This window comes from Streptomyces sp. NPDC050504, from assembly GCF_044458065.1.
Taxonomy (GTDB): Bacteria; Actinomycetota; Actinomycetes; order Streptomycetales; family Streptomycetaceae; genus Streptomyces.
The window spans coordinates 71891-94364 of sequence record NZ_JBITHO010000011.1; the positions used below are offsets into that span (position 1 = coordinate 71891).

Below are 22474 nucleotides of genomic sequence, written 5' to 3' on the forward strand. Positions count from 1 at the left end.
TCGGCCGTTCCCGGCCCCCGTGTCAGCCGTTCGTGGGCGCCGCGCCCGCCTCCAGGGAGCGCACCAGTTCCTCGGCCCGTTCCGCGTCGCTCAGCCCGAGACCGGCGAACACCTCGCCGGCCTGGCGGGCCCTGGCCAGCGCCGGCTCGGCCTCGCCGGTCACCGCGAGCACCCGCGCCAGGGCGAGCAGGCAGTGCCCGCGCTCACGCTGTGCACCCAGCTCCTCACTGAGCAAGAGGGCCGCTTCGGCCTCCGCGCGCGCCTCGGCGTACCGGCCCAGGCAGCGCAGGCTGTCGGAGAGCCGGAAGCGCGCCTGGGCCTCGCGGGCCCGCAGCCGGGCCGACGCGCACACCTCAAGGCACGCGGTGTAGCTCACGACCGCGTCCTCGTACCGGCCCAGTTCGCGCAGCGCCATGCCGTGGACGTACCAGGCGTACGAGGTCCCGCGCGGGTCCCGCACGGCGTGCAGCCGCTCCAGCACGGCCTCGCACTCCCGCACCGCGTCGGCGGCCCGGCCGCTCCTCAGCCTGGCCTGGGCGGCGTTCAGCTCCGTGGTCAGCTCCCCGGAGCGGTGTCCCAGCTCGCGGGCCAGTTCGAGGGACCGGTCGTAGAACTCCACCGCGTCCGCGAACCGTTCCTGCCACTGGGCGATCAGGCCCCGGTCGTTGAGTATCTGCCGGAGTATGACCTTGTCCCCGGCGCGCTGGCAGGCCTCGGTCGCCAGCCGGGTGTGCAGCTCGGCCTCCACCAGCTGGGTGTGCTGGAGGGCGGCGTTGCCGCACACGAACCTGGCGCGGGCCTCCGCCTGGTCGTCGCCGCGCGCGGCCGCCGCGTCGGCCACCATGCGTGCTGCGGAGGCGAGTTGGAGGTACGGGATGTCGGGGCCGAACGGGCTGAGCGCGACCAGCAGGTCGCTCGCCGTCCCCAGGATCCGGGGGTCGGCGCCCGGCGGCCCCTGCGCGGCCAGGGTCGCGGCGACGGCCGCGCAGTCGAACACCTCGACCACCCAGGCGCGCGCCTCGGCGAGCGAGGCGAAGCGCGGGCCCGCCTCCAGTTCGCCGCCGAGTATCGCCCCGACCGGGTCGCCGGGCACCATCGACTGGAACGCGGAGCACGCCCCCGCCAGCAGGAAGTCCAGCAGCCGCGCCAGCGCCTCGGCCCCCTCGTCGGCCGCCGCGCCCTCGGACACCACGAGCTGGAGCGCGAAGGAGCGCACCAGGTCGTGGTAGCGGTAGCGGCCGGGCAGCGGCGCCTCCAGCATGGCCGCGTCCACCAGCGATTCGAGCAGGTCCTCGGCGTCGTACTCGTCGAGGCCCAGCGCCGCGGCCGCGGCGGCCGTCACGATGCCCTGCCGGGCGACGGGCGCGAGCAGCCGGAACGCCCTGGCCTGGTCGGGGGTCAGCTGCCGGTAACCGAGTTCGAAGGCGGCGGCCACGGCCAGGTCCCCCGCGCGCAGCTCCCCGATGCGCAGCCGCTCGTCGGCGAGGCGGCCCGTCATGGTCGCCACCCGCCACCTGGGCCGGGCCGCGAGCCGCGCCGCGACGATGCGCACCGCGAGCGGCAGGTAGCCGCACATGTGGGCCAGTTCGGCGGCGGCCTCGGGCTCCTCGTCGACGCGGGCCGCCCCGACGACCGCCCGCAGCAGGGAGATCGCCTCGGCCGCGTCGAAGACGCCCAGGTCCTTCTGGGCGGTGATCGAGAGGCCGGTGAGCATGGCCCGGCTGGTGACGATGACGCCGCAGTCGGCCGAGCCCGGCAGCAGCGGCCTGACCTGCGCGGGGTCGCGGGCGTTGTCCAGGAGGACCAGGATGCGGCGCCCGTCCACCGTCGTGCGCAGGAGCAGGGCGCGGTCCTCGGTCGACGTGGGCATCGACGGGCCGGGGACGCCGAGGGCCGACAGGAAGCTGCCCAGGACGACCCCGGGGTCCGCCGGTTCCAGGCCGCTGCCGCGCAGGTCCGCGTAGAGCTGGCCGTCCGGGAAGTCGGCCTTGGCCCGGTGGGCGACCTGGAGGGCCAGGGTGCTCTTGCCGATGCCGCCCATGCCGGTGACGGACACCACCGCGAGGGACGGGCGGTCGGGGTCGGCGAGGGCCTGGTGGAGGGCCTGCACCTGGCCGGACCGCCCGATGAAGTCACCTATGTGGGCGGGCAGTTGGGCGGGCCGGGGCGGCGCGGCCGGTTCCCTGGGCCGCTCGGGCGCGCCCGCACCGGGGGCGGCGTCGGCCGGGGCGGCGGTGCCCGTCGCCCGAGCGCCCTCCCGCCCCTCCTCCGTACGCACCATGAGCCGGGGGTCGTTGGCGAGGACGCGCTCGTGGAGTTCCTTCAGTTCGGGGCCGGGGTCGATGCCCAGTTCCCCGGCCAGCACGTCGCGCGCCCGGCCGAACACCGCGAGGGCGTCGGCCTGCCGCCCGGTGGCGTACAGCGCCCGCATCAGGAAGCCGTACGGCCGCTCCTGGAGCGGGTGTTCATGGGTGTAGCTGATCAGCTCCGGGATGACGAGGGCGTGCCGCCCCTGCTGGAGGTCGTGGCCGAACCGCTCCTCCAGCAGCGCGAGCCGCAGTTCGGTCAGCCGGGAGCGCTGCTGCTCGGCGAACGGCCCCGGCACCCCCGCCAGGGGCTCGCCGTGCCACAGCCCGAGCGCCTGCGAGAGGAGCCTGCCGCGCTCCTCCTCCTGCCCGGCCGCCCTGGCCCGCGCGATCCCGGCCGCCAGCTCCTCGGCGTGCAGGGCGTCCACCGAGTGCGGCGGCACCAGCAGTTGGTAGCCGTCGCGCAGCGAGACGAGGATCTTGGGGTCCGACCGTTCCTCCTCCACGAGCCGCCGCAGCCGCCACGCGTAGGTGCGCAGGCTCGACAGGGCGGAGTCCGGCGCCTCCTCGCCCCAGACTCCGGCGATCAGCTCGTGCGCGGGCACGGCCCGTCCCGCGCGCAGCAGCAGCGCGACCAGCAGTGCCTGTTGTTGCGGGGAACCCGTGGTCAGCGAGTTCTCACCGCGAAACACCCGAACGGCTCCGAGTACGGCGAACCGGATGCCCTCCCCCATATTCTCGTCGTCCTTTCCGTTCCTCACTACGGCTCGACGGGTCCCGGGGAGGGACAACCCCCAGGGAAAGTGTCGAAGGCCACCGACATGACCGCACGACAAACCTCTCCCCCTGAGATGATCATCCCATAGGACTTCGACCTACGGCTATCGGCTCACCACCGCGTGTCGCGCTTCTTTCCCCCGCCTTTCCCCTCGCCGAAACGCCCTGACCGGGGGCGGCGCGCTCGGCTGTCACCGTTCGGGGCGCAGTACGACCTCGCTGCCCACGGGCGTGAAGCCGCAGGCGAGGAAGGCGCGCAGGGAGCGGGCGTTGCCGGGGGAAACGGCGGCGAAGACCGGGTGCGCTTCGGGTACGAGCGAGAGCGCGTCGGCGAGCAGCGACCTCCCGTGCCCTCGGCCGCCGTCCTGGGGGTCGTGGAGTTCGACGCTCAGCTCGCGCCGCCCGGCGAGGCCGTCGGCCAGGGTGACGAGGCCGCGTTCGTCGCCGTAGACCTTGACGTCCGTCCGCAGGTTCCGGGCGTGGCGGACGCGCGGGTGGTCGTCCGCGCCGGTCAGCTCCGCGAGGCGCGGCGGGCCGCCCGTGCCCGGGGCGGTGAGCGTCGCGTCGATGACGTCGATCCAGCCCTTCGGGCCCGCCAGGTGACGCAGGAAGTCGGGCGAGAGCGACGCGCCGAAGCCGTCCGGCCCCTGGGCGCGCACGTCCTCACCGCTCATGGCGGTGGCGACGACGGCGTGGCCGGTGAAGGCGACCGAGCACTCAAGGCCCCCCGCCAGCGGCGGCAACACCGTCACCCGGCCGTCGACCGGCGGGAAGCGGCCGTCGGCTGCGTCCGTGAAGAAGGTCAGGAGCGGGTGCGAATCGTCCACGGTCGCCCACCTGTCTGTCGAGGAATCCGGCGGGCAGCAATTGTCGGACAGGTCCGGTGGACCGGGCGCGGCGGGTCGCGGCGCGGCGGGTCCGGTGCGGGTCCGGGTCGCGGGGGTCCGGGGCGGGTCCGGGTCCGGGTCCGGTGCGGGTCGCGGCGCGGGGACTTCAACTGGTCCGTGGCCGGGGCTCTCGTACCGCGTCCAGGACCGTCCGCCACGGATAGGGCTTCTTCTCGCCCGGTTCGTTGGGCGTGAAGCCCTCCTCGCCCCACAGCACCCTCACACCGGCGGCCCGGAGCGTGGTGATCGAGGGCTGGATCTGCGGGTGCCGCGCGTAGGCGGAGTTGACGCACGGCATCGCGACGACGGGGATCCGCTTGCCGATGGCCTCCGCCACGACGCCCACCACGAACACGCTCGTCAGCCCGAGCGCCCACGAGTTCAGCGAGTTCGCCGTCACCGGGGCGAACGCGATCGCGTCGGCGGGCGGCCAGACGTCCGGTTCCCCGGGCCTCTTGTACCGCTGGCGCACGGGGTTGCCCGTCAGCGCGGCCAGGTCGTCCAGGCTCCCGTGCAGCCAGTCGCCGGCCGTGGGCGTCAGCCCCAGGCACACGTCCCACCCATCGGCCTGCGCGTCCTCGACGACACGGGCGATGTCGAGGACCGGCGGAGCGGCACTGCCGAACAGGTACAGCACACGAGAGGCCATGCCGCTCATACGACCACGCGCCCCCGCGCCGGTCCGCGGTTTCAGTCGAGCGGGAGCGCTTGGTGCGCTGCGACGATCGCGTCGATGCGGTGGGCCAGGTCGACGTCGAGTGCGGTGAGTACGTATCCGGAGTCGTGTGTGGTGATGCGTGCGGTGAGGGTGTTCATGCGCAGGTCGAGATCGGCGTGGTGCTGTACGCGTCGTGAGCGGTCGGCGATGGTGACGATCGCGGCGACGGCCGCGTGGTAGCGGATCTCGTACGTACGCCGGATCGTGTCGCCCTCGCGTTCCCAACCCGGCAGCTTCGCGTGGGGGTGTCAGGTTGCGGGCCGTGTGGTGCGGGCCATGCAGACGAGCCAGGGCGAGGCGGGGGACGGCTGTACCACTCCGATTTCCCGGTAGCCCCAGCCTTCGTACAGTCTCAGAACTTTTCCGTCTCCGGCCGCCGGGTTGACCATGAGGGTGGTGTGGGGCTCGGCGCGGTGACGCATCAGTTCCTCGTGCATCCGTACAGAGACACCTATGCCGCGTGAGGCGGGGACGACGCCGATCTCCTTCACCGCGACGGCGGTTCTGGCCGCGTAACGGCTGGGAGCTGGGGTGGACATGCGTTGCCACCAGCGGTCGCCGGGGGTGACCGTGTTGCCGTAGGCGTAGCCGACGGGCTCGCCCGTCACCGGGTCGTGCGCGATCACCGCGGCCCATCCGGCCTCGGCGCCATGGCGGTCGAGGCGTTCCAGGAACACGTCCAGCCGGTAGTTCGGGTGCTCCAGGAGGTCTGCGCGCACCTGGCGGTACAGGTCCCCGATCGTGTCGCGGACCTGCGAGGTGCAGGCGGTGTGGTGGCGCAGGCTGACCGGTCGGTCCTTCATGGGCGGTTCTCCTCGGCCTGACGGATGTGGTGCTGCCAATCGGCAGTGTGGGTGCTCCGGGGAGCAACCGTCGAAAGTCTGCTTCCGAAGGCACTGAGCATCCCGATCACCCGGGGGTGGCTCGCGTCGACCGCGCCCGTGCCGGACACCGCGTACGAGGACTGGTCCGCGAACCTGGGTGGGGTCGCGTTCCTGCCGCTCGGCGTGCACTTCGATGCCGTTCGGATCCCGGTCAGGCCGGTGCGGGCCGTGGCGGGGAGCGACGACGACAGTGACATCGCCTCCGTGCTGGAGGAGTTGCTGGGCGGCGGGCCGGTGCTCGGTGACGGGTACCGGTGGTACCACGCGCTCGTGCCGCTCGGGACGCGGGAGACCTGGGACCGTACGGACGCGGAGTGCGTGGGCGACGGGACCTGGCTGTACGTGCCGCATCCCGCGTGGACCTCGTGCGGGATCTACTGGGCCGTACCGCCCCGCCGGGTCGGCGCCGCGTGCGCCGCGAAGGACGTGGTGCGGCTGCTGGACCGGGCCCAGCGGGCAGCGGGAGCCGCCCGGTGACCGGGGTGTCGGGCTGCGCGCGCTGCGGCGGCGTTCAGGGCGTACGGGTGGTGGCGTACGTGGACGCGGCCTCGGGGCCGCCGCGCGCGGTGCACGCGTGCGAGGAGCACCGCGCCGTGCTCGGGCCGCCGCCCGTACGGACGACCGACCCCTCCTCGCCCCGCGCACCAAAACATCCCGCGAGGTGAAGTGCGCGCCCGTCTTGCCACCCGGCCCCGCCCAAGCCGATGACCCGCAAGTTCGCCATGCGGCGCCCGCCTGAAGGCAGTTCGGGTCCCCGGGTCTCAAAAGAATCCTGAAGACGGCCCCCCACCGATCCGCTCGCACTCGACTTGTCACTGATGAACAACGTCGCCCACGAGAGCGAGAGATCCGGATGGGACTGTTGGACATCGCCACGAGCTTCTTCCGCCGCGGCGGAGGCTTCTGGGAATACATGAGCGAGCGGACCAAGAGCCGCACGGCCATCGAGTTGGAGCGCGAGCGCAACGCGGCCACCGCGAACGTCATCCCGATGCTGAAGCCCGGCGTCGACTTCATGGAGTCCGAGGAGGGCGGTCGCACCCGAGTCATCCGGGTCAGCCCGGTCCCGCAGAACGGCGGTTCCCCCAACGGCTCGGCGCCGAACGGAACTTCACTGCCGCGAGACGGCGACCAGGACAGCGCCCCTGCGTCTCCGCCGGCTCTCGGTCCGGGCACCGGCACCGGCCACGTGGCTTCGCCGAGGCACCGGCGCCAAGACGATCAACCAGTGGGTGACCACCTCCGGTGAGCGAGAAGGAACAGTACGACAACGAGGTCATCGACCTGTTCCGAGAGCACTCGGGCGTGATGCTGGGATCCCTCATCCGGCGGGGAGTCCCGCACCCGGTTGCCGAGGAGATCGTCAACGACGTCTTCACCGCGCTCCGCATCCACTGGGATCGTCTCAGGGGCGAGAACCACATGGCCTACGCGTACAGGATCGCGGCCAACGAGTGCAAGAAGTGGTGGAGGCAGGAGGGGGAGCCCGAGCAACGCCGCTACTACGGGGACCTGGACGTCCCCGACGACCGTGACGAATACCAGGAGATCATCGACCGGATCTACCTCGGCCAGGCACTCCAAGGACTGTCGCCCCGGGAACGCCAGACCGTCCATCTCCGCTTCATCAGGCAGAAGAGCGTCAAGGAGGCTGCCGACGACATGGGGGTTTCGGAGGGGGCGGTCAAGGGCTACACGAGGGACGCCCTGCGGAAGCTTCGGGAGAGGGCCGACAGACAGATCACCAAAAGTGGGGAGGAGGAGCAGTGAACACCAACCCGGAGGGATTTCCCTCGGAGGACGAGCGAGTCGCGTCGTTCATGCAGGCACTTCAGAGGATGCACGACGATCCAGCCGAGGCCGCCCGCATCGACCTGATCGTCGAAGAAGCCGACGCGGGACTCGATGCCCATGAGCACGGTGACGGGCAACCGCTCGTCGTCCACATCCACAGCGAAGGCCGTCTCAACATCAGTGCCCTCCGCCAACCCGTCGAACCACAGCCCACCACGGTTGAGGCCGAAGCCCCGCCCGAGCCCCGCCGCCCCGAGCCCAAGAAGAACAGGTCTCTCCGGCTCTCGGCCACCGCGGCGACTCCCCTCATCCCGATGACCGCGGTCGTCCTGTACTCCATGCAGGAAGGGAACACGTCCAAGTGGCTGACGGCCGCCTTGTCCGCCGTCTTCATGGTCACCGCGGCGGGTCTCACTCTGATCAGGGCGCTCACGGACCACGAGAGGCGGCAAGCACTCCGCCGACCGGTGTCCCGAAGGGCCAGGACACGGACACGAGCACTCAACCGCCAGTAGGCCGCACCCCACCAGTGGGCCGCAGCTCACCCGCTGCGGCCCACTGGCCTTGGCCGGATTAGGGCATCTGGGCCTTCGTCTCCACCGCTGGAGCCAGGAGGAGCGGGCGCCGCCCCATCGACAGCGCCCCCCAGCAGCGCCCCAAGAGCGACAGACCGCGTCGCTTCCCGAGGCGCTTGAGTGCGGCGGCTCCCACTGTTCTGCCGTCCATCCCGTCGTCGTGGCGCACATGCGAGTCATACGGGCACGATCAGCCGAGGTTTCCCCTGCTCCGCCGCGTAGGTGAGGGTCTGCCACGTACCCGTTGACGGCTCTGTCGCGTGCGGGAACCCGATGACCATGCTGCTGCGGTCGACCATCCAGCGGTTCCTGGCGTGGTAGGCGGCGGTGTGCAGTTCGGTTGCGCCCAGCTCGACGATCCTCTCGATGCGCTCTCTCGTCCGGGCGACGGCCCGCTGAGCCTGCGCGGGCTGCCGGTCCAGTGAGCCCGGTACGACGAGCGTGATCTGTGCGCCGGTGTTCCTGGCGAGCCACACCAGGCTGAGCGAGTCGATGCCCTTGGCACCGCCGATGAAGAAGTGCGAGTCGGCGAACGGGCCGAGGTAGTCGCCGAATACCGTGTCGTACGCACCGGGCGGACGATGCCCGGTGATCCGCGTCCCCGTGACGGCCACCGACCTCATGGTCAACTCCATGTCATAGGTTGCCGTGTCCCCACGCTCAGGCGTCGGTGCGGATGTCTTCGGTCGGGTCGTCGGTGGCGTTCGGGGGGCGGGCGCCGCGCAGGGCTCTGCGTTGTCCTAGCCTCGCCAGTGCGTAGGTGATCTCGACGCCGATGCTGACGCCCGCCGCGAGCGTCACGATCAGGGCCAGGGCCTCGATCAGGCGGCCCACTCCGTGTTCGATCTGTCTGAGCGCCAGCTCGTTCAGCGCCCGGTAGAGCACGCTGCCCGGCAGCAGGGGCGCGACGGCCGGGATCGCCAGGGAGAGCACGGACGTGCCGGCCCTGCGGGTGAGGAGTTGGCAGATCAGGCTGATCGTCATGGCCGCCAGGCCCGTGGCCATCACCCGGGAGTAGCCCAGGTCGCGTACGACGACGTATTCGACGACGCCCCCGACGCCCAGCAGGACCACCAGGTACCACTGGTGGACGGGCAGGCGCATGCGGTACGCGATGGCGGCGGTGAACACCGCGGTGCCCGCCAGCCGCCAGGACGCGTACGCGGGCGAGATGGGCGTGCCCTGGGGCAGCAGCGGCAGGCTCGCCCCGTTGCGCGCGCCGATCAGGAGGATCACGCCCGTGCCGGTGACCAGCGCGAGGAAGACGAGCACCGATTCCATGATGCGCCCGTAGGCGGTGAGGTAGTGCCCGGCCAGCGCGTCCTGGACCGCGCTGACCATCGTCAGGGTGGGCAGCAGCGCCATGATTCCGCCGATGATGAGCGCGGGGCTGTCGTCGCCGTAGCCGAGCGAGTCGGCCCCGAAGGCGAACACGGCGGCGGGGGCGGCCGCCAGGGCGTACCGGTAGAACGGCAGCACGCCCAGCGCGGCCAGCGCCGACGAGATGTAGGCGCCCAGGGTGGCGGCCACGAAGGACGGTACGACGACGGACGTGCCGCCGCCCGCGACGACGCTTCCCGAAGCGGCCACGATCCCGCCGTGCGCGGCCGCCCTGCCCCAGCGGACCCGCAGGTTCTCCAGCACCTGGCCGTCCGCCTCCGGGCACAGCGCCCGCACGCGCTCGCGGGCCTCGTCGACGGGGACCAGGCCGTCGCCGATCCGGGCCACGAGGCGGTAGGCCTCCCCCAGGGCCGTGAAGTCGGTGGTGTGGCGGCGTACGACGCGCTGCTCGGTGACCGGGCACTCGTCGTCCGCCATGCGCCCGGAGAACGACAGCACCCACCGGGTGACGTCCGGCTCGCACCAGATGAGCCCGTACGCCTCCCCGGTCACCAGCATGCCCGCGGCGGTCTCCTCCGCGGACGCGCCGTTGGCCATCAGCGACTCCCCGATCAGGAGCGCCAGGGCGACGACGAACGGCGCCCCCGGGCGGTCGGGGTCGGCCGGCGGGGGCAGCGGTTCGTCCTCGTACGGTTCGAGACCGCGCATCCGGCCCAGCTGGTCCCGCAGCCAGGGCCGGGGCCTCGTGGACGTCCGCGGGTTCGACCCGGCGTCGTCACCCATGGCGGGGGCGCGGAGAACGTCGCACGGGAATCCTTCGGGACGGTTGCCTCAAGTAGCGCGAATGTAGCCCTTCCCCGCCCCTCCCGGGGGCGACGGCGCGCCCCGCCCGCGTCCGCCCATCGGGTGAAGGTGCGCACGCTCCCCGCGGTGGCTCGTTGTCCAGGGCGAACAGAAGAACGACAGCGGAGGAGCAGCAGGTGAGCAGGAAGAAGAAGGGCCGCAGGCATCGGGTCGTGAACCGGACGCCCCGCCCCGTCCGGGCGGCGCGGCCCACGGCGAGGGCGACGGCGGGGGCGGTGGCGACGGCAGGGGCGGTGGCGACGGCAGCGACAGGGGCAGGGGCTACGGCGGCGGCGGTGGCCGCGCCCGTGACCGTGGCCAAGGTCGAGGCCAAGGCCGTGGCCGTGCCCGCGCCCTCGGGGCCCGTGCCCTGTGGTCCGTCGGGGTCGGACGTGACGCCGGTCGTGGAGTCCGTCGTGACGGCGGACGTGGAGGTGGAGGTGGAGGTGGACGGGCTCGGGCGGCACACGGCCCGTACCTTCAGGCAGTTGACGGGGAGCCCGCCGCACACCGTGCGGGAGTTGTCCGAGGCGGTGGGCTACACCGAGCGGACGGTCCTCAAGCACCTGGCCGAGCTGTCGCAGCGCGGCCTGGCCGACCAAGCGCACGACGGCAGGTGGGCGGCGGCCGCGACCGGCTGACGCGGCGGGAAGGAAGAGGCAGGAAAGGGGAGGGTGGGGAGGGCAGGAAGGGGCGGGACGGGACGGTTGCCGAGGGGGCGGGACCGCCCCCTCGGCGAGCGGCCTCTCCCCCTGTCGGCGATCAGTGGTCCGCGCTGTTGGTGAAGACCTCGGCGACGAGCCGCTGTTGCGCCCGCTGGAAGGCGGCGGCGGTGGCGGCGAAGTCGAGTTCGGCGTCCCCCGAGGTCAGGGAGGCGGTCAGGGTCGTCCCGCCGTCCGGCGTGGCGTACATCAGCGCCGCCCAGCCGAAGAAGCCGCCGTTGTGGTGGAAGACCGTGCCGCCGCCGTCCGTCTCCTGCGCGAACAGCCCCAGGCCGTAGCCGGACTTGGGGTGCGGCGTGCGCATCTCGTCGAGCAGGGGGGCCGGCAGGACCTCGCCGCCCATGAGCGCGGAGAAGAAGGTGTGGAGGTCTTCGGTGGTCGAGATCATGTCCCCGGCGGCGGAGATCCAGGAGACGTTGAAGCGGGTGACGTCGGCCACCTTCCACTGACCGGCGTGCTCGTACCGGTAGTAGCCGTGGGCGTGCGGCTCGGGCAGCTCCGGCGAGGTGCCCGGGGCGACGGTGCCGGACATGCCGAGCGGCCCGATGAGCAGCCGCCGGGTCTCCTCGCCCAGCGAGCGTCCCGTGACCTCCTCGACGAGCAGCTTGGCCAGTACGTAGTTGGTGTTGGAGTAGCTCCAGTCCGTGCCCGGCTCGAAGCGCGCGGGCTTGGAAAGCGCCAGCCGCACCAGCTCTTCCGGGCGGTAGCTGTGGAACTGCTTGTCCACGTACTCCTGCCCCTGCCAGGGGATCCCCGGCGCGGTCGTCCCGTCCTCGTAGTACTCGCCCGTGTGGCTGAAGAGCCCGCTGGTGTGCTGGAGCAGCATCCGCACCGTGATGCGCCGGTCCAGCCCGAAGCCGGGGAGGACGTCGTCCACCGGGTCGTCCAGACCGATCCTCCCCTCGGCCACCAGCAGCAGCACCACGGTCGCGGTGAAGGTCTTGGTGGTGCTGCCGATCCGGAACCTGCCGTCGACCGGGGGCGGGGTGCTGCTGCCCAACCGGCTCACCCCGGCGCTGCCGGTCCAGGCGCCCCGGTCGTCGTGGACGCGCACCTGGATCCCGGCGAAGCCGGAGTCGACGATCTCCTCCAGGACCTGCTGCAGCTCCGGGCGGGGCCGACGGGTCTCGGTCCGTCGGGTCTCGGTCTGACGGGTCTCGGTGAGGGACATGACGATGCTCCTTCTGCGTGACGAGGCGGGATGCGTCATCGGTAACGCCATATTGGCACACTCATGGCGCCACATGGGGTCATGGATATCGCCATTCCCGTCCAGAGTGGCACCACCTTCAGGTCGTGTTGGGATTTCCGCAGGTCAACCATCCAGTCGCAGGGATTCTCCGCCGCCCCGACAGCACCCGCCGGCGGAAGGAATCGGCCATGCAGAACAAATGATCGAAATTTTTGTTCGTGTATGGCGCGCGATTAGCACGCGCGTACCCCAGAAGGTGCCACTCATGCGCCACAGTGGGACCACGAGGTGCGGGGCCCCTCTCCGTCGGTGTTCCGTCGCCCTTCGAGCGCCCCTCGTCCGGGGGCGGCCATCGTGGCCGGGGCGCGGGCGGATCCGCCCGCCGTTCGTGCCCGGCGCCCTCGGTGCCGGGCACGACGCCGTACCCGGTGCCGTGCGCCGCCGACCAACTGGAGCGTCATGCCCCGTCGTCTGTTCACCTCGGAGTCCGTGACCGAGGGGCACCCCGACAAGATCGCCGACCGGATCAGCGACACGATCCTCGACGCGCTGCTGCGCGAGGACCCCGCCTCGCGCGTCGCGGTCGAGACGCTGATCACCACCGGCCAGGTGCACATCGCGGGCGAGGTCACCACCACGGCCTACGTCCCGATCGCCCAGCTCGTGCGGGACACCGTCCTCGGCATCGGGTACGACTCGTCCGCCAAGGGGTTCGACGGCGCGTCCTGCGGCGTCTCGGTGTCGATCGGAGCGCAGTCGCCGGACATCGCGCAGGGCGTCGACACCGCGTACGAGCAGCGCGTCGGGGGCGGCGCGGCCGGTGGCGGACGTGACGGGGGCGACGCGGGCGACGCGGGCGACGGGCTGGACGCGCAGGGCGCGGGCGACCAGGGCCTGATGTTCGGTTACGCGACCGCCGAGACGCCGAACCTGATGCCGCTGCCCATCGAGCTGGCCCACCGGCTCTCACGCCGCCTCACCGAGGTCCGCAAGGACGGCACCGTCCCCTACCTGCGGCCCGACGGAAAGACGCAGGTCACCGTCGAGTACGAGGGCGACACCGCCGTGCGGCTCGACACCGTGGTGGTCTCCACCCAGCACGCCCGCGGCATCGACCTGGACGGGCTGCTCGCCCCCGACGTCCGTACGCAGGTCGTCGAGCACGTGCTCAAGGGGCTGGTCGAGGACGGGATCAAGCTGGACACCGAGGGGTACCGGCTGTTGGTGAACCCGACGGGCCGCTTCGAGATCGGCGGTCCGATGGGTGACGCGGGTCTGACCGGCCGGAAGATCATCATCGATACGTACGGCGGCATGGCCCGGCACGGCGGCGGCGCCTTCTCGGGCAAGGACCCCTCGAAGGTGGACCGTTCGGCCGCGTACGCGATGCGCTGGGTCGCCAAGAACGTCGTCGCGGCCGGCCTCGCCGCCCGCTGCGAGGTCCAGGTCGCCTACGCGATCGGCAAGGCCGAGCCCGTCGGCCTGTTCGTCGAGACCTTCGGCACCAACACCGTCGACACCGACAGGATCGAGCACGCCATCGCCGAGGTCTTCGACCTCCGCCCGGCCGCCGTCATCCGCGACCTGGACCTGCTGCGCCCGATCTACGCCCAGACCGCCGCGTACGGCCACTTCGGCCGCGAACTCCCCGACTTCACCTGGGAGCGCACCGACCGCGCCCAGCTACTCAGGACGGCCGCGGGGCTCTGAGCGCGTGTCCCCCGTGGAAGCAACGCACCGCCGCGACCTGGCATCCGGGGACCGGGCCTCTGGGGACCGGGCCTCTGGGGACCGGGCGCGGAACGCCGCGCGCCTCCGTCCCGGCCCGGACGCGGTGACCTTCTCGTTCGAGTTCTTCCCGCCGAAGACGCCTCGGGGGGAGCGGACGCTGTGGGACGCGATCCGCCGCGTCGAACCCCTCGCTCCCGACTTCGTGTCCGTCACCTACGGCGCGGGAGGCTCGTCGCGGGAGCGCACCGTCGAGGTCACCAAGCGCCTGGTGACCGAGACGACGCTGCGGCCGGTCGCGCACCTGACCGCGGTCGGGCACTCGGTGGCCGAGCTGCGGCACATCATCGGGCAGTACGCGGACGCCGGGGTCCGTGACGTCCTGGTGCTGCGCGGCGACCCGCCCGGGGACCCGGGCGGCCCCTGGGTCCCGCACCCCGAGGGCTTCACCCACGCCCACGAACTGGTGCGCCTGGTCAAGGAGGCCGGGGAGTTCGGCGTCGGCGTCGCGGCCTTTCCCGAGCGCCATCCGCGCTCGCCCGACTGGGACAGCGACGTCCGGCACTTCGTCGCCAAGTGCCGGGCGGGCGCCGACTACGCGATCACCCAGATGTTCTTCCACGTGGAGGACTACCTGCGGCTGCGCGACCGGGTCGCGGCGGCGGGCTGCGACACGCCCATCGTCCCGGAGATCATGCCCGCCACCGACGTGCGCCAGGTCGCCCGGTTCGCCGAGCTGAGCGGCGCCGCCTTCCCCGAGGCGCTGGCCCACCGGCTGGAGGCCGCCGCGGGCGACCAGGACGCCGGTCACCGCATCGGCGTCGAGCACGCCACCGCGATGGCCGAGCGGCTGCTCGCCGAGGGCGCGCCCGGCCTGCACTACATCACCCTCAACCGATCGACCGCGACGCTCGACATCCACCGCAACGTACTGAACTCAAGGAGAGCCCCGCATGCCCTCGCAACCCACCGCTGACTTCACGGACTTCAAGGTCGCGGACCTCTCGCTCGCCGGCTTCGGCCGCAAGGAGATCACGCTCGCCGAGCACGAGATGCCCGGTCTGATGTCGATCCGCCGGGAGTACGCGGCGCGGCGGCCCCTGGCGGGCGCCCGGATCACCGGCTCGCTGCACATGACCGTGCAGACCGCCGTGCTGATCGAGACCCTGGTGGCGCTGGGGGCCGAGGTCCGCTGGGTGTCCTGCAACATCTTCTCGACGCAGGACCACGCGGCGGCGGCGATAGCGGTCGGCCCGGACGGCACCCGGGACGATCCGCGGGGCGTGCCGGTCTTCGCCTGGAAGGGCGAGACCGTGGAGGAGTACTGGTGGTGCACCGAGCAGGCGTTGACCTGGCCGGGCCACGCGGGGCCGAACATGATCCTCGACGACGGCGGCGACACCACGGGGCTGGTGCACCAGGGGGTCGAGTACCGCAAGACGGGCGTGCTGCCCGCGGCGGACAACGAGGAACTGGCCGTGGTGCGCGCCCTGTTGGAGAACAGCTCCCTGGACTGGGTCCGGCTCGCCTCCGAGATCAAGGGTGTGACGGAGGAGACCACGACGGGTGTGCACCGGCTGTACGAGATGCAGCGTGACGGCGTCCTGCTGTTCCCCGCGATCAATGTGAACGACGCGGTGACGAAGTCGAAGTTCGACAACAAGTACGGCTGCCGCCACTCGTTGATCGACGGCATCAACCGTGCCACCGACGTGCTGATCGGTGGCAAGACGGCGGTCGTGTTCGGGTACGGCGACGTGGGCAAGGGCTGTGCGGAGTCGCTGCGGGGCCAGGGCGCGCGGGTGATCGTGACCGAGGTGGACCCGATCTGCGCGCTCCAGGCGGCGATGGACGGCTACCAGGTCACCACGCTCGACGAGGTCGTCGAGACGGCGGACATCTTCGTCACCACGACGGGCAACAAGGACATCATCATGGCCTCGGACATGGCCAGGATGAAGCACCAGGCGATCGTCGGGAACATCGGCCACTTCGACAACGAGATCGACATGGCCGGCCTGGCGAAGATCGGGGGCATCGTCAAGGACGAGGTCAAGCCGCAGGTCCACACCTGGACGTTCCCCGACGGCAAGGCCCTCATCGTGCTGTCCGAGGGCCGTCTGCTGAACCTGGGCAACGCCACCGGCCACCCCTCGTTCGTGATGTCCAACTCCTTCGCGGACCAGACCCTGGCCCAGATCGAGCTGTTCACCAAGCCCGACGAGTACCCCACCGACGTCTACGTGCTGCCCAAGCACCTCGACGAGAAGGTCGCCCGCCTCCACCTCGACGCCCTCGGCGTCAAGCTCACCACCCTGCGCCCCGAACAGGCCGCGTACATCGGCGTCGAGGTCGACGGCCCCTACAAGCCCGACCACTACCGCTACTGACCCGCCCGGCGGGGCGGCAACGCCCGCACCGGCCGCACGGTCCTCAAGCGCCGCGCGAGTGCCGGTCGAGGCCGCGCCGGAACACTCAAGATCGTGAGCTCCGCCACCGAGGGCCGCGGCCCTTCGCGGGGCAACCGCCCGTCGGCGCCCCCACCCCCGTGGGCACCGGCGGGCCTTTGCCGTGACCGCCGCCAGTACTGACCGAAGGGACGACCCGACAGTGGACAGCACGTGGTTCCGACGCTTCACCGCGGACACAGGGAACGGGACGCGGCTCGTGTGCTTCCCGCACGCGGGGGGCTCCGCGACGGCGTACGCGCCCCTGGCGCACGCGCTGTCCGCGGACTTCGACGTGGTGGCCGTGCAGTATCCGGGCCGTCAGGAGCGGTACGCCGAGGAGCCGTTCGCCGCGATGGCCCCGCTCGTGGAGGCGGTGGCCGGGCAGCTGGCCGGGGGGCTGGCCGCCGACCCCGGGCGGCCGTACGCGCTGTTCGGCCACAGCATGGGCGCGCTCGTCGCGTTCGAGACGGCCCGGCTGCTCGACCGGGACGGACCGGCCGCCCCCCGGCGGCTGTTCCTCTCCGGCAGGGGCGCGCCGAGCGTACGGGCCGGTGTCCGGCACGCGCCCCGGGGCGACGCCGAGCTGGTGGCCGAGGTGCGCGGGCTGGGCGGCACCGACCAGTCGCTGCTCGACGATCCAGACGTCCTGGAGATGGTGCTGCCCGCGCTGCGGGCCGACTACCTGGCCCTCGCGACGTACCGCTGGGACGGGGGCGCGCCGCTCGCCGCTCCGATCACCGCCCTGGTCGGGGAGAGCGATCCGATGGTGCCGGTCGACGAGGTGCGGGGCTGGCGGGAGCGCACCAGCGGCGACTTCTCGCTCCAGGTCTTCCCCGGCGGCCACTTCTACCTCGCCGACGACGTCGACCGGGTCGCCGCGGCCGTCACCGGAGGGCTCCTCGCGGACGCCACCGCCCCCTGAGCCGACACCACCTTGGCGCCATCATGGCGCCGCCATGACCTTTGATGGCTTGCGTGTGGCGCCATATGAGTGCCATGATGGTGCCACACCCCACCGACGGGGATGCACCGCAAAGCCAAAGGACGGTACAGACATGCCTTCGTTCGACACCTCCGCCCCGATCTCGGCCGTCGTGCACGTCGAGGCCGGTTCCGTCCTGTTCGCCGCGGGCGACCGCCACGACACCGCCGTCGACGTGCGGCCCCACGCCCCCGAGAAGGAGCTGGACGTACGGACCGCCGAGCAGACCGAGGTCACGTACGCGAACGGCACGCTGTCCGTCAGGACGCCCAAGCCCACGCTGCTCGGCCGCACCGGCACCGTCGACATCACGGTCCACCTGCCCGCCGGCTCGCACGTCGACCTGACCGGCGGCTGGGCCCGGGTGCTCGGCGAGGGCACGCTCGGCGACGTCCGGGTGAAGACCTCGGTGGGCGACGTCCGCCTCGGCACCACGGGTCAGCTCCGGGTGGACTCGCCCGACGGCTCCGTCTCCGTCGACCGGGTCGAGGGCAGGGCCGAGATCACCACCAGCTCCGGCAGCCTGCGCGTCGGCCACGTGGACGGGCCCGCCGTGCTGACGAACGCGCACGGCACCACGATCGTCACGGCCGTCACCGGCGAACTGCGGGTGACCAGCACCAACGGCGACGTCGAGGTCGGGCGCGCCGGGTCCTCGATCACCGCCACCACCACGCACGGCGCCGTGCGCGTGGGCGAGGCGGCCAGGGGCGCCGTCCAGCTGGAGACCTCCTACGGCAGCATCGACGTCGGCGTCCGCGAGGGCACCGCCGCCCTGCTCGACGTCCGCTCGGGCCTCGGCCTGGTACACAACGCGCTCGCCCCGTCCGGGGCCCCGGACGAGTCCGAGGAGACGGTCCGGGTCCGCGCCCGCACCCGGCACGGCAGCATCAACGTCCGCCGCGCCGCCGCCTGAACGACGCCGCACGGGAAAGGCACGGGAACGGCCCGGAACGACGTCCGGCGGCTCCGCGGGGCCCGGTGTCCCGCCGGCGGGACACCGCCCCAGGGTCGGACACCAGGCCAAGGCCGGACACCGGCCCGAGGTCGGACACCAGGCCAGGGTCGGACGCGGGCCCCGGAAAATCAACGGGACCCGTCCCTCCCGCCGACTCGCGCGCGCACCGGCCGCCGGAGCCCCGGGAAGGTGACACTCTCGCTGCGCCACCGCCGGGCGGCAGCCCGTACACGCGAAGAAGGGTCGGAGATGACAGGCTCAGGGACGTTCGACGGACAGTGGATCCACCGCTTCCACCCCAACGACGACAGCGAGTTCCGCCTCGTCTGCTTCCCGCACGCCGGGGGCTCGGCGAGCTACTTCCACGCACTGTCCGAAGCCCTGTCGCCGGAGCTGGACGTGCTCGCCGTCCAGTACCCGGGACGGCAGGAGCGGCGGGCCGAGGGCTGCGTCGAGGACTTCGCCCGGCTCGCCGACCTCGTCCACGCCGCGCTGCGCCGCTGCGACGACGGCCGCCCCACCGTCTTCTTCGGCCACAGCATGGGCTCCGTCCTCGCCTTCGAGGTGGCCCGACGTCGCCAGGACGAGACCGGCGCCCCGCCCGCGTGGCTGCTGGCATCCGGCTATCCCCCGCCCTCCCTGCTGCGCGGCGGGACGGTCCACCTGCGGGACGACGAAGGCCTCGTCGACGAGCTGCGCTCGGTCGGCGGCACCGACCCCGTCTACCTGGAGAACAAGCACCTGCGGGCCTCGATCCTCTTCGCCGTGCGCGGTGACTACACGGCCATCGAGACCCACCCCCGGGTCACCGGCGTACGGCTCGACTGCCCCGTCACCATGCTGGTCGGCGACGCGGACCCGCACACCACGGTCGCCGAGGCACGGGCCTGGCGGGACCACACCACCGGTGCGTTCGCGCTGCGCGTCTTCGAGGGCGGCCACTTCTACCTCGACCAGTACGGCCAGGAGGTCAACGACCTCGTGGCCGCCACCGTCCGGGAGCTCTCCGCCGCCGGGAAAGCCCTCCGCTGAGGCCCCAGGGGGACCGCGGAGGGCCGTCGCGCCCGGTGGTCACAGGGCCGCGCCCTCCTTGGTCCTCCTGCGCAGGGCCGGCCTGCTGGACCTGGCGAGTTCCTTCCAGGTGTCGGTCAGGCCCGCGACCGTGCGCACCGCGAACAGCGTGCGGATGGGCACCTCCTGGCTCAGCTCCGCCCGGATCAGCCCGGTCAGCCTGATCGCCCGCAGCGAGTTGCCGCCGCGGTCGAAGAAGTCGTCGTCGATGCCCACCCGGTCCACTTCGAGCGCCTCGGCGAACGCCCGCGCCAGCACCCGCTCGGTGTGGTCGCGCGGCGCCCGGTACGCGTCGTCGGCCACGGGCTCCGGCAGCGCCGCCCCGTCCACCCTCCCCTCGGCGGTCAGCGGCAGCTCGCCCGACACCACGAACACCGAAGGGACCATGAACTCCGGCAGCCGCCCGGCGGCGAACCGGCGCAGTCCGTCGTCCTCGACCGTACGGCCGCCCGCCGGAACCACATGGGCCACGAGGCGGCGCTGCCCCGAGGCGTCGTGTCCCGCGACCACCACCGCCCGCGCGAGGTCGGGGTGTTCGGCCAGCGCCTCCTCGACCGCGAACGGTTCGACGCGGGCGCCGCGCACGTCCACCCGGGCGTCGGCCCGGCCCACGTACTCCAGGACGCCGTCGGCGCCCCGCCGCACCAGGTCGCCGGTCCGGTACATGCGCCCGCCCGGCGGGCCGTAGGGGCAGGGCACGAACCGCTCGGCGCTCGCCCCGGGGCGGCCCGCCAGGCCGCGTGCCACGCCGGGCCCGGCCGCGTACAGCTCGCCGGTCACGCCCTCGGGCACGGGCGCGAGACCCGGTCCAAGGACGTAGAGGGCCGTGTGGTCCACGGGGCGGCCGACCGCGCCCTCCCGTCCGGCCGGCCCGTCGGGCGCCAGGCGGTGGGCCGCCGCCCACCCGGTGGTCTCCGCCGTGCCGTGGCCGCTCACGACCGTCAGTCCGGGGCAGGCCTCCCGTACCCGCCGCACCGCCGCCGACGGCACGCGGTCGCCGTCGGTGCGCACCTCGCGCAGCCCGGCGAGCGCTTCGGGGCGCTCGGCCGCGATCCGCGCGAACAGGTCGGCGGACAGCCGCACTTCGGTGATCCCGTGCGCCGCCCGTGCCTGGACCAGCGCGTTCGCGTCGAGCGGTCCGGGGGGCGCGACGACGATCCGGCCGCCGGTCAGCAGGGGCGCCCACACGTCGAGGAGCAGCGCGTCGGAGGTGTGCGGCGCGTGCCACAGCACGGTGCCCGCGCCCCGCTGGCGGCGGTCAAGGGCGAGGCGTTCGACGTTGCGGTGGGTCACGGCGACCGCCGTGGGGGCGCCCGTCGCGTCCGAGCCGTACAGCACGGCCGACAAGGTGTCCCCGCGGACGGGTGCCACGGGCACGGCGCCGTCGGTGCCGGTGCCGGTGTCCGGCGGGGTGTCGTCGAGGAGGATCACCGGCAGGTACAGCGCGCCGCCGAGCGCGTCGGCGCCCGCCGCGTCGGTGAGCAGGGCGCGGGCCGAGGCGGCGCCCGCCGCCGACGCCGCCCGCTCCACGGGCAGCGCCGGGTCGACCGGCAGCCAGGCGCCGCCCGCCTTCGCCACGGCGAGCAGGGCGACGACCAGGTCGGCCGACCTGGGCAGCGCCACGGCCACGACCGTCTCGGGTCCGACGCCGCGCCCGCGCAGCACGTCGGCCAGGCGCTCGGAGCGCTCGTCGAGTTCGCGGTACGGGAGTTCCGCGTCCCCCGACACCACCGCGACGGCGTCCGGCGCGCGCCCGGCCCCGCGGGCGAACAGCTCGGGGACCGTCAGCCCCGGCAGGGCGGCCGCGGTGTCGTCCGGCGCCGCGAGCGACAGGTCGCGCTCGGCGCCGCCGAGCGTGTCCAGTGCGCCGACCGGCCGGTCGGCGGCGGCGACGAGGGCGCGGACGTGCGCGATCAGGTCCTCGCCGAGGAAGCGGAGTTCCGCGCGCGAGTAGAGGCTCGCGGGGGCGTCGAGCCTGACGTACAGGTCGCTGTCGGGCGTCCCGTCGGTGTAGACGCCGATCGCGAGTTCCTCGAAGGTGCCGGTCGTCCCGCCGATGAAGTGCGCCGGGCTGTCGGCGAAGCTGAGCCGCTCGGCGAACTCGACGACGTTGACGACGGCGCCGAAGCTGCCCCGGTCGCTCAGGGCGGTGCCGCTCGCGCGCTGGATCTCCGAGTAGTGGCAGGCGGAGTGGTCGAAGATCTCGTACGTCTCGTCGCCGAGCGCGTCGGCGATCTCGGTGAAGGTCGCGTCGAGCGGCACGCTCACCCGTACCGGCACCACGTTCACCGCGAGGCCGGGGGTCCGGCTCGCCGTTCCGCCCCGGTTGGCCACGGCCAGCGAGAGGAGGAAGTCCCGGCGGTCGCAGCGGTGCCGCAGGAACACCGCGGCGGCGGCGGTCAGCATCGACGACGTCCACACGCCCATGGACTTCGCGGTCTCGGTCCAGACGTCCGCCTCGGCGCGCGGGACGGTGAGGGTGCGGCTGACCATGCCGATCGTCCCGGTCAGCTCCCCCCAGCGGTCGGCGGCGCCCGCGGGCTCGTCGAGCGCGGCCCGCCGCGCGTCGGACAGGGCGACGCGCGGGACCCGCGCGGGGGCGGGCGCGTCGGCCAGGTAGCCGCGCCAGAACTCCTTGTCCTCGGCGAACCGTTCGCCGGTGCCGTACCGCTGCGACTCGGCCGCGAACGACTCGGCGTCCCACGGCTGCGGCAGCCCGGGGACGTCCTCGCCGCGCGCGAGCGCCGTGTACGCCTCGGCGAGGCGCCGCGAGAGCAGGCCCGCGGCGCCGAACCCGTCCGATATGAGGTGGTGGTAGACGACCGCGAGCACGGAGCGGTCCGCCGCGAGCCTGACCACGCCGAGCCGGAACAGCAGGTCGCGCTCCAGGTCGAACGGCCGGCGCAGCAGGTCGGCCAGCGCCTCGCGCGCCGCCCGCTCCGGATCGTCGGCGGCGGAGACGTCCAGGTGGAAGGGGCGCCAGTCCCCCAGCTCCCTGGGGACGAGCCGCAGCCCGTCGGCGCCGTCGACGAAGGTGACGCGCAGGACCTCCGCCTCGTCCATCACGTGCCGGAACGCGGACTCCACGACGGCCGGGTCCAGCGCGCCCGCCACGTCCCACAGGGTCAGCGCGTGGTTGAGGGTGTCGGGGAACATCTCCTGCGCCCGCCACAAGCCCTTGTGCGCGGACGACGCACCGAACGAACGCACAGAAATCATCTCCTCGGCAAAATAGCCAGAATCAGC

General features: G+C 72.9%; 21 protein-coding genes. 12 read left to right on the top strand and 9 right to left on the bottom strand.

Annotated elements, in window-relative coordinates; all coding sequences use genetic code 11:
• Positions 1-22: 22 nt before the first annotated feature.
• The 5 genes from ACIBNE_RS33790 to ACIBNE_RS33810 all read right to left on the bottom strand — a co-directional run bounded on the left by ACIBNE_RS33790 (position 23) and on the right by ACIBNE_RS33810 (position 5491).
• Positions 23-2998, bottom strand: coding sequence for a BTAD domain-containing putative transcriptional regulator (locus ACIBNE_RS33790; RefSeq protein ID WP_399278479.1), 2976 nt, complete (start codon positions 2996-2998; stop codon positions 23-25).
• 276 nt (positions 2999-3274) lie between these two features.
• Complete coding sequence (locus ACIBNE_RS33795) at positions 3275-3910, bottom strand: hypothetical protein (RefSeq protein WP_399278481.1); 636 nt, start codon at positions 3908-3910, stop codon at positions 3275-3277.
• Between the two features lie 166 nt (positions 3911-4076).
• Positions 4077-4619, bottom strand: a complete 543-nt coding sequence (locus ACIBNE_RS33800) for a flavoprotein (protein ID WP_399278483.1) — start codon at positions 4617-4619, stop codon at positions 4077-4079.
• A 41-nt stretch (positions 4620-4660) separates the two neighbouring features.
• Positions 4661-4921, bottom strand: a complete 261-nt coding sequence (locus tag ACIBNE_RS33805; protein WP_399278924.1) for a 4a-hydroxytetrahydrobiopterin dehydratase — start codon at positions 4919-4921, stop codon at positions 4661-4663.
• 15 nt (positions 4922-4936) lie between these two features.
• Positions 4937-5491 (bottom strand): GNAT family N-acetyltransferase, encoded by a 555-nt coding sequence (locus ACIBNE_RS33810; RefSeq protein WP_399278485.1) that lies wholly within the window; start codon positions 5489-5491, stop codon positions 4937-4939.
• A gap of 138 nt (positions 5492-5629) precedes the next feature.
• Between ACIBNE_RS33810 and ACIBNE_RS33815 the strand changes: the two genes are divergently transcribed.
• The 5 genes from ACIBNE_RS33815 (at position 5630) to ACIBNE_RS33835 (ending at position 7881) form a co-directional block, all read left to right on the top strand.
• Positions 5630-6049: a hypothetical protein gene (locus ACIBNE_RS33815; protein ID WP_399278487.1), complete on the top strand. Its 420-nt coding sequence runs from the start codon at positions 5630-5632 to the stop codon at positions 6047-6049.
• Positions 6046-6237 (top strand): hypothetical protein, encoded by a 192-nt coding sequence (locus ACIBNE_RS33820; protein WP_399278488.1) that lies wholly within the window; start codon positions 6046-6048, stop codon positions 6235-6237. Before ACIBNE_RS33815 ends, ACIBNE_RS33820 begins: the two co-directional genes overlap by 4 nt.
• A 188-nt stretch (positions 6238-6425) precedes the next feature.
• Positions 6426-6821: a hypothetical protein gene (locus ACIBNE_RS33825; RefSeq protein ID WP_399278490.1), complete on the top strand. Its 396-nt coding sequence runs from the start codon at positions 6426-6428 to the stop codon at positions 6819-6821.
• On the top strand, positions 6818-7342 hold the full coding sequence (locus tag ACIBNE_RS33830) for an RNA polymerase sigma factor (RefSeq protein WP_399278492.1): 525 nt from the start codon (positions 6818-6820) through the stop codon (positions 7340-7342). Before ACIBNE_RS33825 ends, ACIBNE_RS33830 begins: the two co-directional genes overlap by 4 nt.
• Positions 7339-7881, top strand: a complete 543-nt coding sequence (locus tag ACIBNE_RS33835; protein ID WP_399278494.1) for a hypothetical protein — start codon at positions 7339-7341, stop codon at positions 7879-7881. Before ACIBNE_RS33830 ends, ACIBNE_RS33835 begins: the two co-directional genes overlap by 4 nt.
• A 236-nt stretch (positions 7882-8117) precedes the next feature.
• Here ACIBNE_RS33835 and ACIBNE_RS33840 read toward each other — a convergent pair whose 3' ends face one another.
• Complete coding sequence (locus tag ACIBNE_RS33840) at positions 8118-8564, bottom strand: hypothetical protein (RefSeq protein WP_399278496.1); 447 nt, start codon at positions 8562-8564, stop codon at positions 8118-8120.
• Positions 8565-8601: 37 nt separating this feature from the next.
• Positions 8602-10065: a threonine/serine exporter ThrE family protein gene (locus tag ACIBNE_RS33845; protein WP_399278498.1), complete on the bottom strand. Its 1464-nt coding sequence runs from the start codon at positions 10063-10065 to the stop codon at positions 8602-8604.
• Positions 10066-10262: 197 nt separating this feature from the next.
• Here ACIBNE_RS33845 and ACIBNE_RS33850 point away from each other — a divergent pair, with 197 nt between their 5' ends.
• Positions 10263-10766 (top strand): hypothetical protein, encoded by a 504-nt coding sequence (locus ACIBNE_RS33850; RefSeq protein WP_399278500.1) that lies wholly within the window; start codon positions 10263-10265, stop codon positions 10764-10766.
• A 121-nt stretch (positions 10767-10887) separates the two neighbouring features.
• Here ACIBNE_RS33850 and ACIBNE_RS33855 read toward each other — a convergent pair whose 3' ends face one another.
• A complete protein-coding gene (locus tag ACIBNE_RS33855) occupies positions 10888-12018 on the bottom strand; it encodes a serine hydrolase domain-containing protein (RefSeq protein ID WP_399278502.1) in 1131 nt (376 codons plus the stop codon).
• 480 nt (positions 12019-12498) lie between these two features.
• Between ACIBNE_RS33855 and metK the strand changes: the two genes are divergently transcribed.
• The 6 genes from metK to ACIBNE_RS33885 all read left to right on the top strand — a co-directional run bounded on the left by metK (position 12499) and on the right by ACIBNE_RS33885 (position 19189).
• Positions 12499-13749: a methionine adenosyltransferase gene (gene metK / locus ACIBNE_RS33860; protein WP_399278504.1), complete on the top strand. Its 1251-nt coding sequence runs from the start codon at positions 12499-12501 to the stop codon at positions 13747-13749.
• Between the two features lie 124 nt (positions 13750-13873).
• Positions 13874-14743, top strand: a complete 870-nt coding sequence (gene metF / locus ACIBNE_RS33865; protein ID WP_399278926.1) for a methylenetetrahydrofolate reductase [NAD(P)H] — start codon at positions 13874-13876, stop codon at positions 14741-14743.
• Positions 14721-16157, top strand: coding sequence for an adenosylhomocysteinase (ahcY, locus tag ACIBNE_RS33870; RefSeq protein ID WP_399278506.1), 1437 nt, complete (start codon positions 14721-14723; stop codon positions 16155-16157). Before metF ends, ahcY begins: the two co-directional genes overlap by 23 nt.
• Positions 16158-16377: 220 nt before the next feature.
• Positions 16378-17139 (top strand): thioesterase II family protein, encoded by a 762-nt coding sequence (locus ACIBNE_RS33875; protein ID WP_399278508.1) that lies wholly within the window; start codon positions 16378-16380, stop codon positions 17137-17139.
• Positions 17140-17272: 133 nt separating this feature from the next.
• Positions 17273-18115: a DUF4097 family beta strand repeat-containing protein gene (locus ACIBNE_RS33880; protein WP_399278510.1), complete on the top strand. Its 843-nt coding sequence runs from the start codon at positions 17273-17275 to the stop codon at positions 18113-18115.
• A gap of 291 nt (positions 18116-18406) precedes the next feature.
• Positions 18407-19189 carry a thioesterase II family protein gene (locus tag ACIBNE_RS33885; RefSeq protein ID WP_399278512.1) on the top strand — a complete coding sequence of 261 codons (783 nt, stop codon included), beginning with the start codon at positions 18407-18409 and terminating at the stop codon, positions 19187-19189.
• A gap of 39 nt (positions 19190-19228) precedes the next feature.
• Here the strand turns inward: ACIBNE_RS33885 and ACIBNE_RS33890 are convergent, their stop codons facing one another.
• Positions 19229-22438, bottom strand: a complete 3210-nt coding sequence (locus ACIBNE_RS33890) for an amino acid adenylation domain-containing protein (protein ID WP_399278514.1) — start codon at positions 22436-22438, stop codon at positions 19229-19231.
• Positions 22439-22474 lie beyond the last annotated feature (36 nt).

What these genes read in the sequence shown, in the direction of transcription:
- ACIBNE_RS33825 (WP_399278490.1), top strand. Translation starts at nt 6,426, where the DNA reads ATGGGACTGTTGGACATCGCCACGAGCTTCTTCCGCCGCGGCGGAGGC.
- ahcY (WP_399278506.1), top strand. Translation starts at nt 14,721, where the DNA reads ATGCCCTCGCAACCCACCGCTGACTTCACGGACTTCAAGGTCGCGGAC.
- ACIBNE_RS33845 (WP_399278498.1), bottom strand. Translation starts at nt 10,065, where the DNA reads ATGGGTGACGACGCCGGGTCGAACCCGCGGACGTCCACGAGGCCCCGG.
- ACIBNE_RS33855 (WP_399278502.1), bottom strand. Translation starts at nt 12,018, where the DNA reads ATGTCCCTCACCGAGACCCGTCAGACCGAGACCCGACGGACCGAGACC.
- ACIBNE_RS33885 (WP_399278512.1), top strand. Translation starts at nt 18,407, where the DNA reads ATGACAGGCTCAGGGACGTTCGACGGACAGTGGATCCACCGCTTCCAC.
- metK (WP_399278504.1), top strand. Translation starts at nt 12,499, where the DNA reads ATGCCCCGTCGTCTGTTCACCTCGGAGTCCGTGACCGAGGGGCACCCC.
- ACIBNE_RS33840 (WP_399278496.1), bottom strand. Translation starts at nt 8,564, where the DNA reads ATGAGGTCGGTGGCCGTCACGGGGACGCGGATCACCGGGCATCGTCCG.
- ACIBNE_RS33880 (WP_399278510.1), top strand. Translation starts at nt 17,273, where the DNA reads ATGCCTTCGTTCGACACCTCCGCCCCGATCTCGGCCGTCGTGCACGTC.
- ACIBNE_RS33800 (WP_399278483.1), bottom strand. Translation starts at nt 4,619, where the DNA reads ATGGCCTCTCGTGTGCTGTACCTGTTCGGCAGTGCCGCTCCGCCGGTC.
- ACIBNE_RS33810 (WP_399278485.1), bottom strand. Translation starts at nt 5,491, where the DNA reads ATGAAGGACCGACCGGTCAGCCTGCGCCACCACACCGCCTGCACCTCG.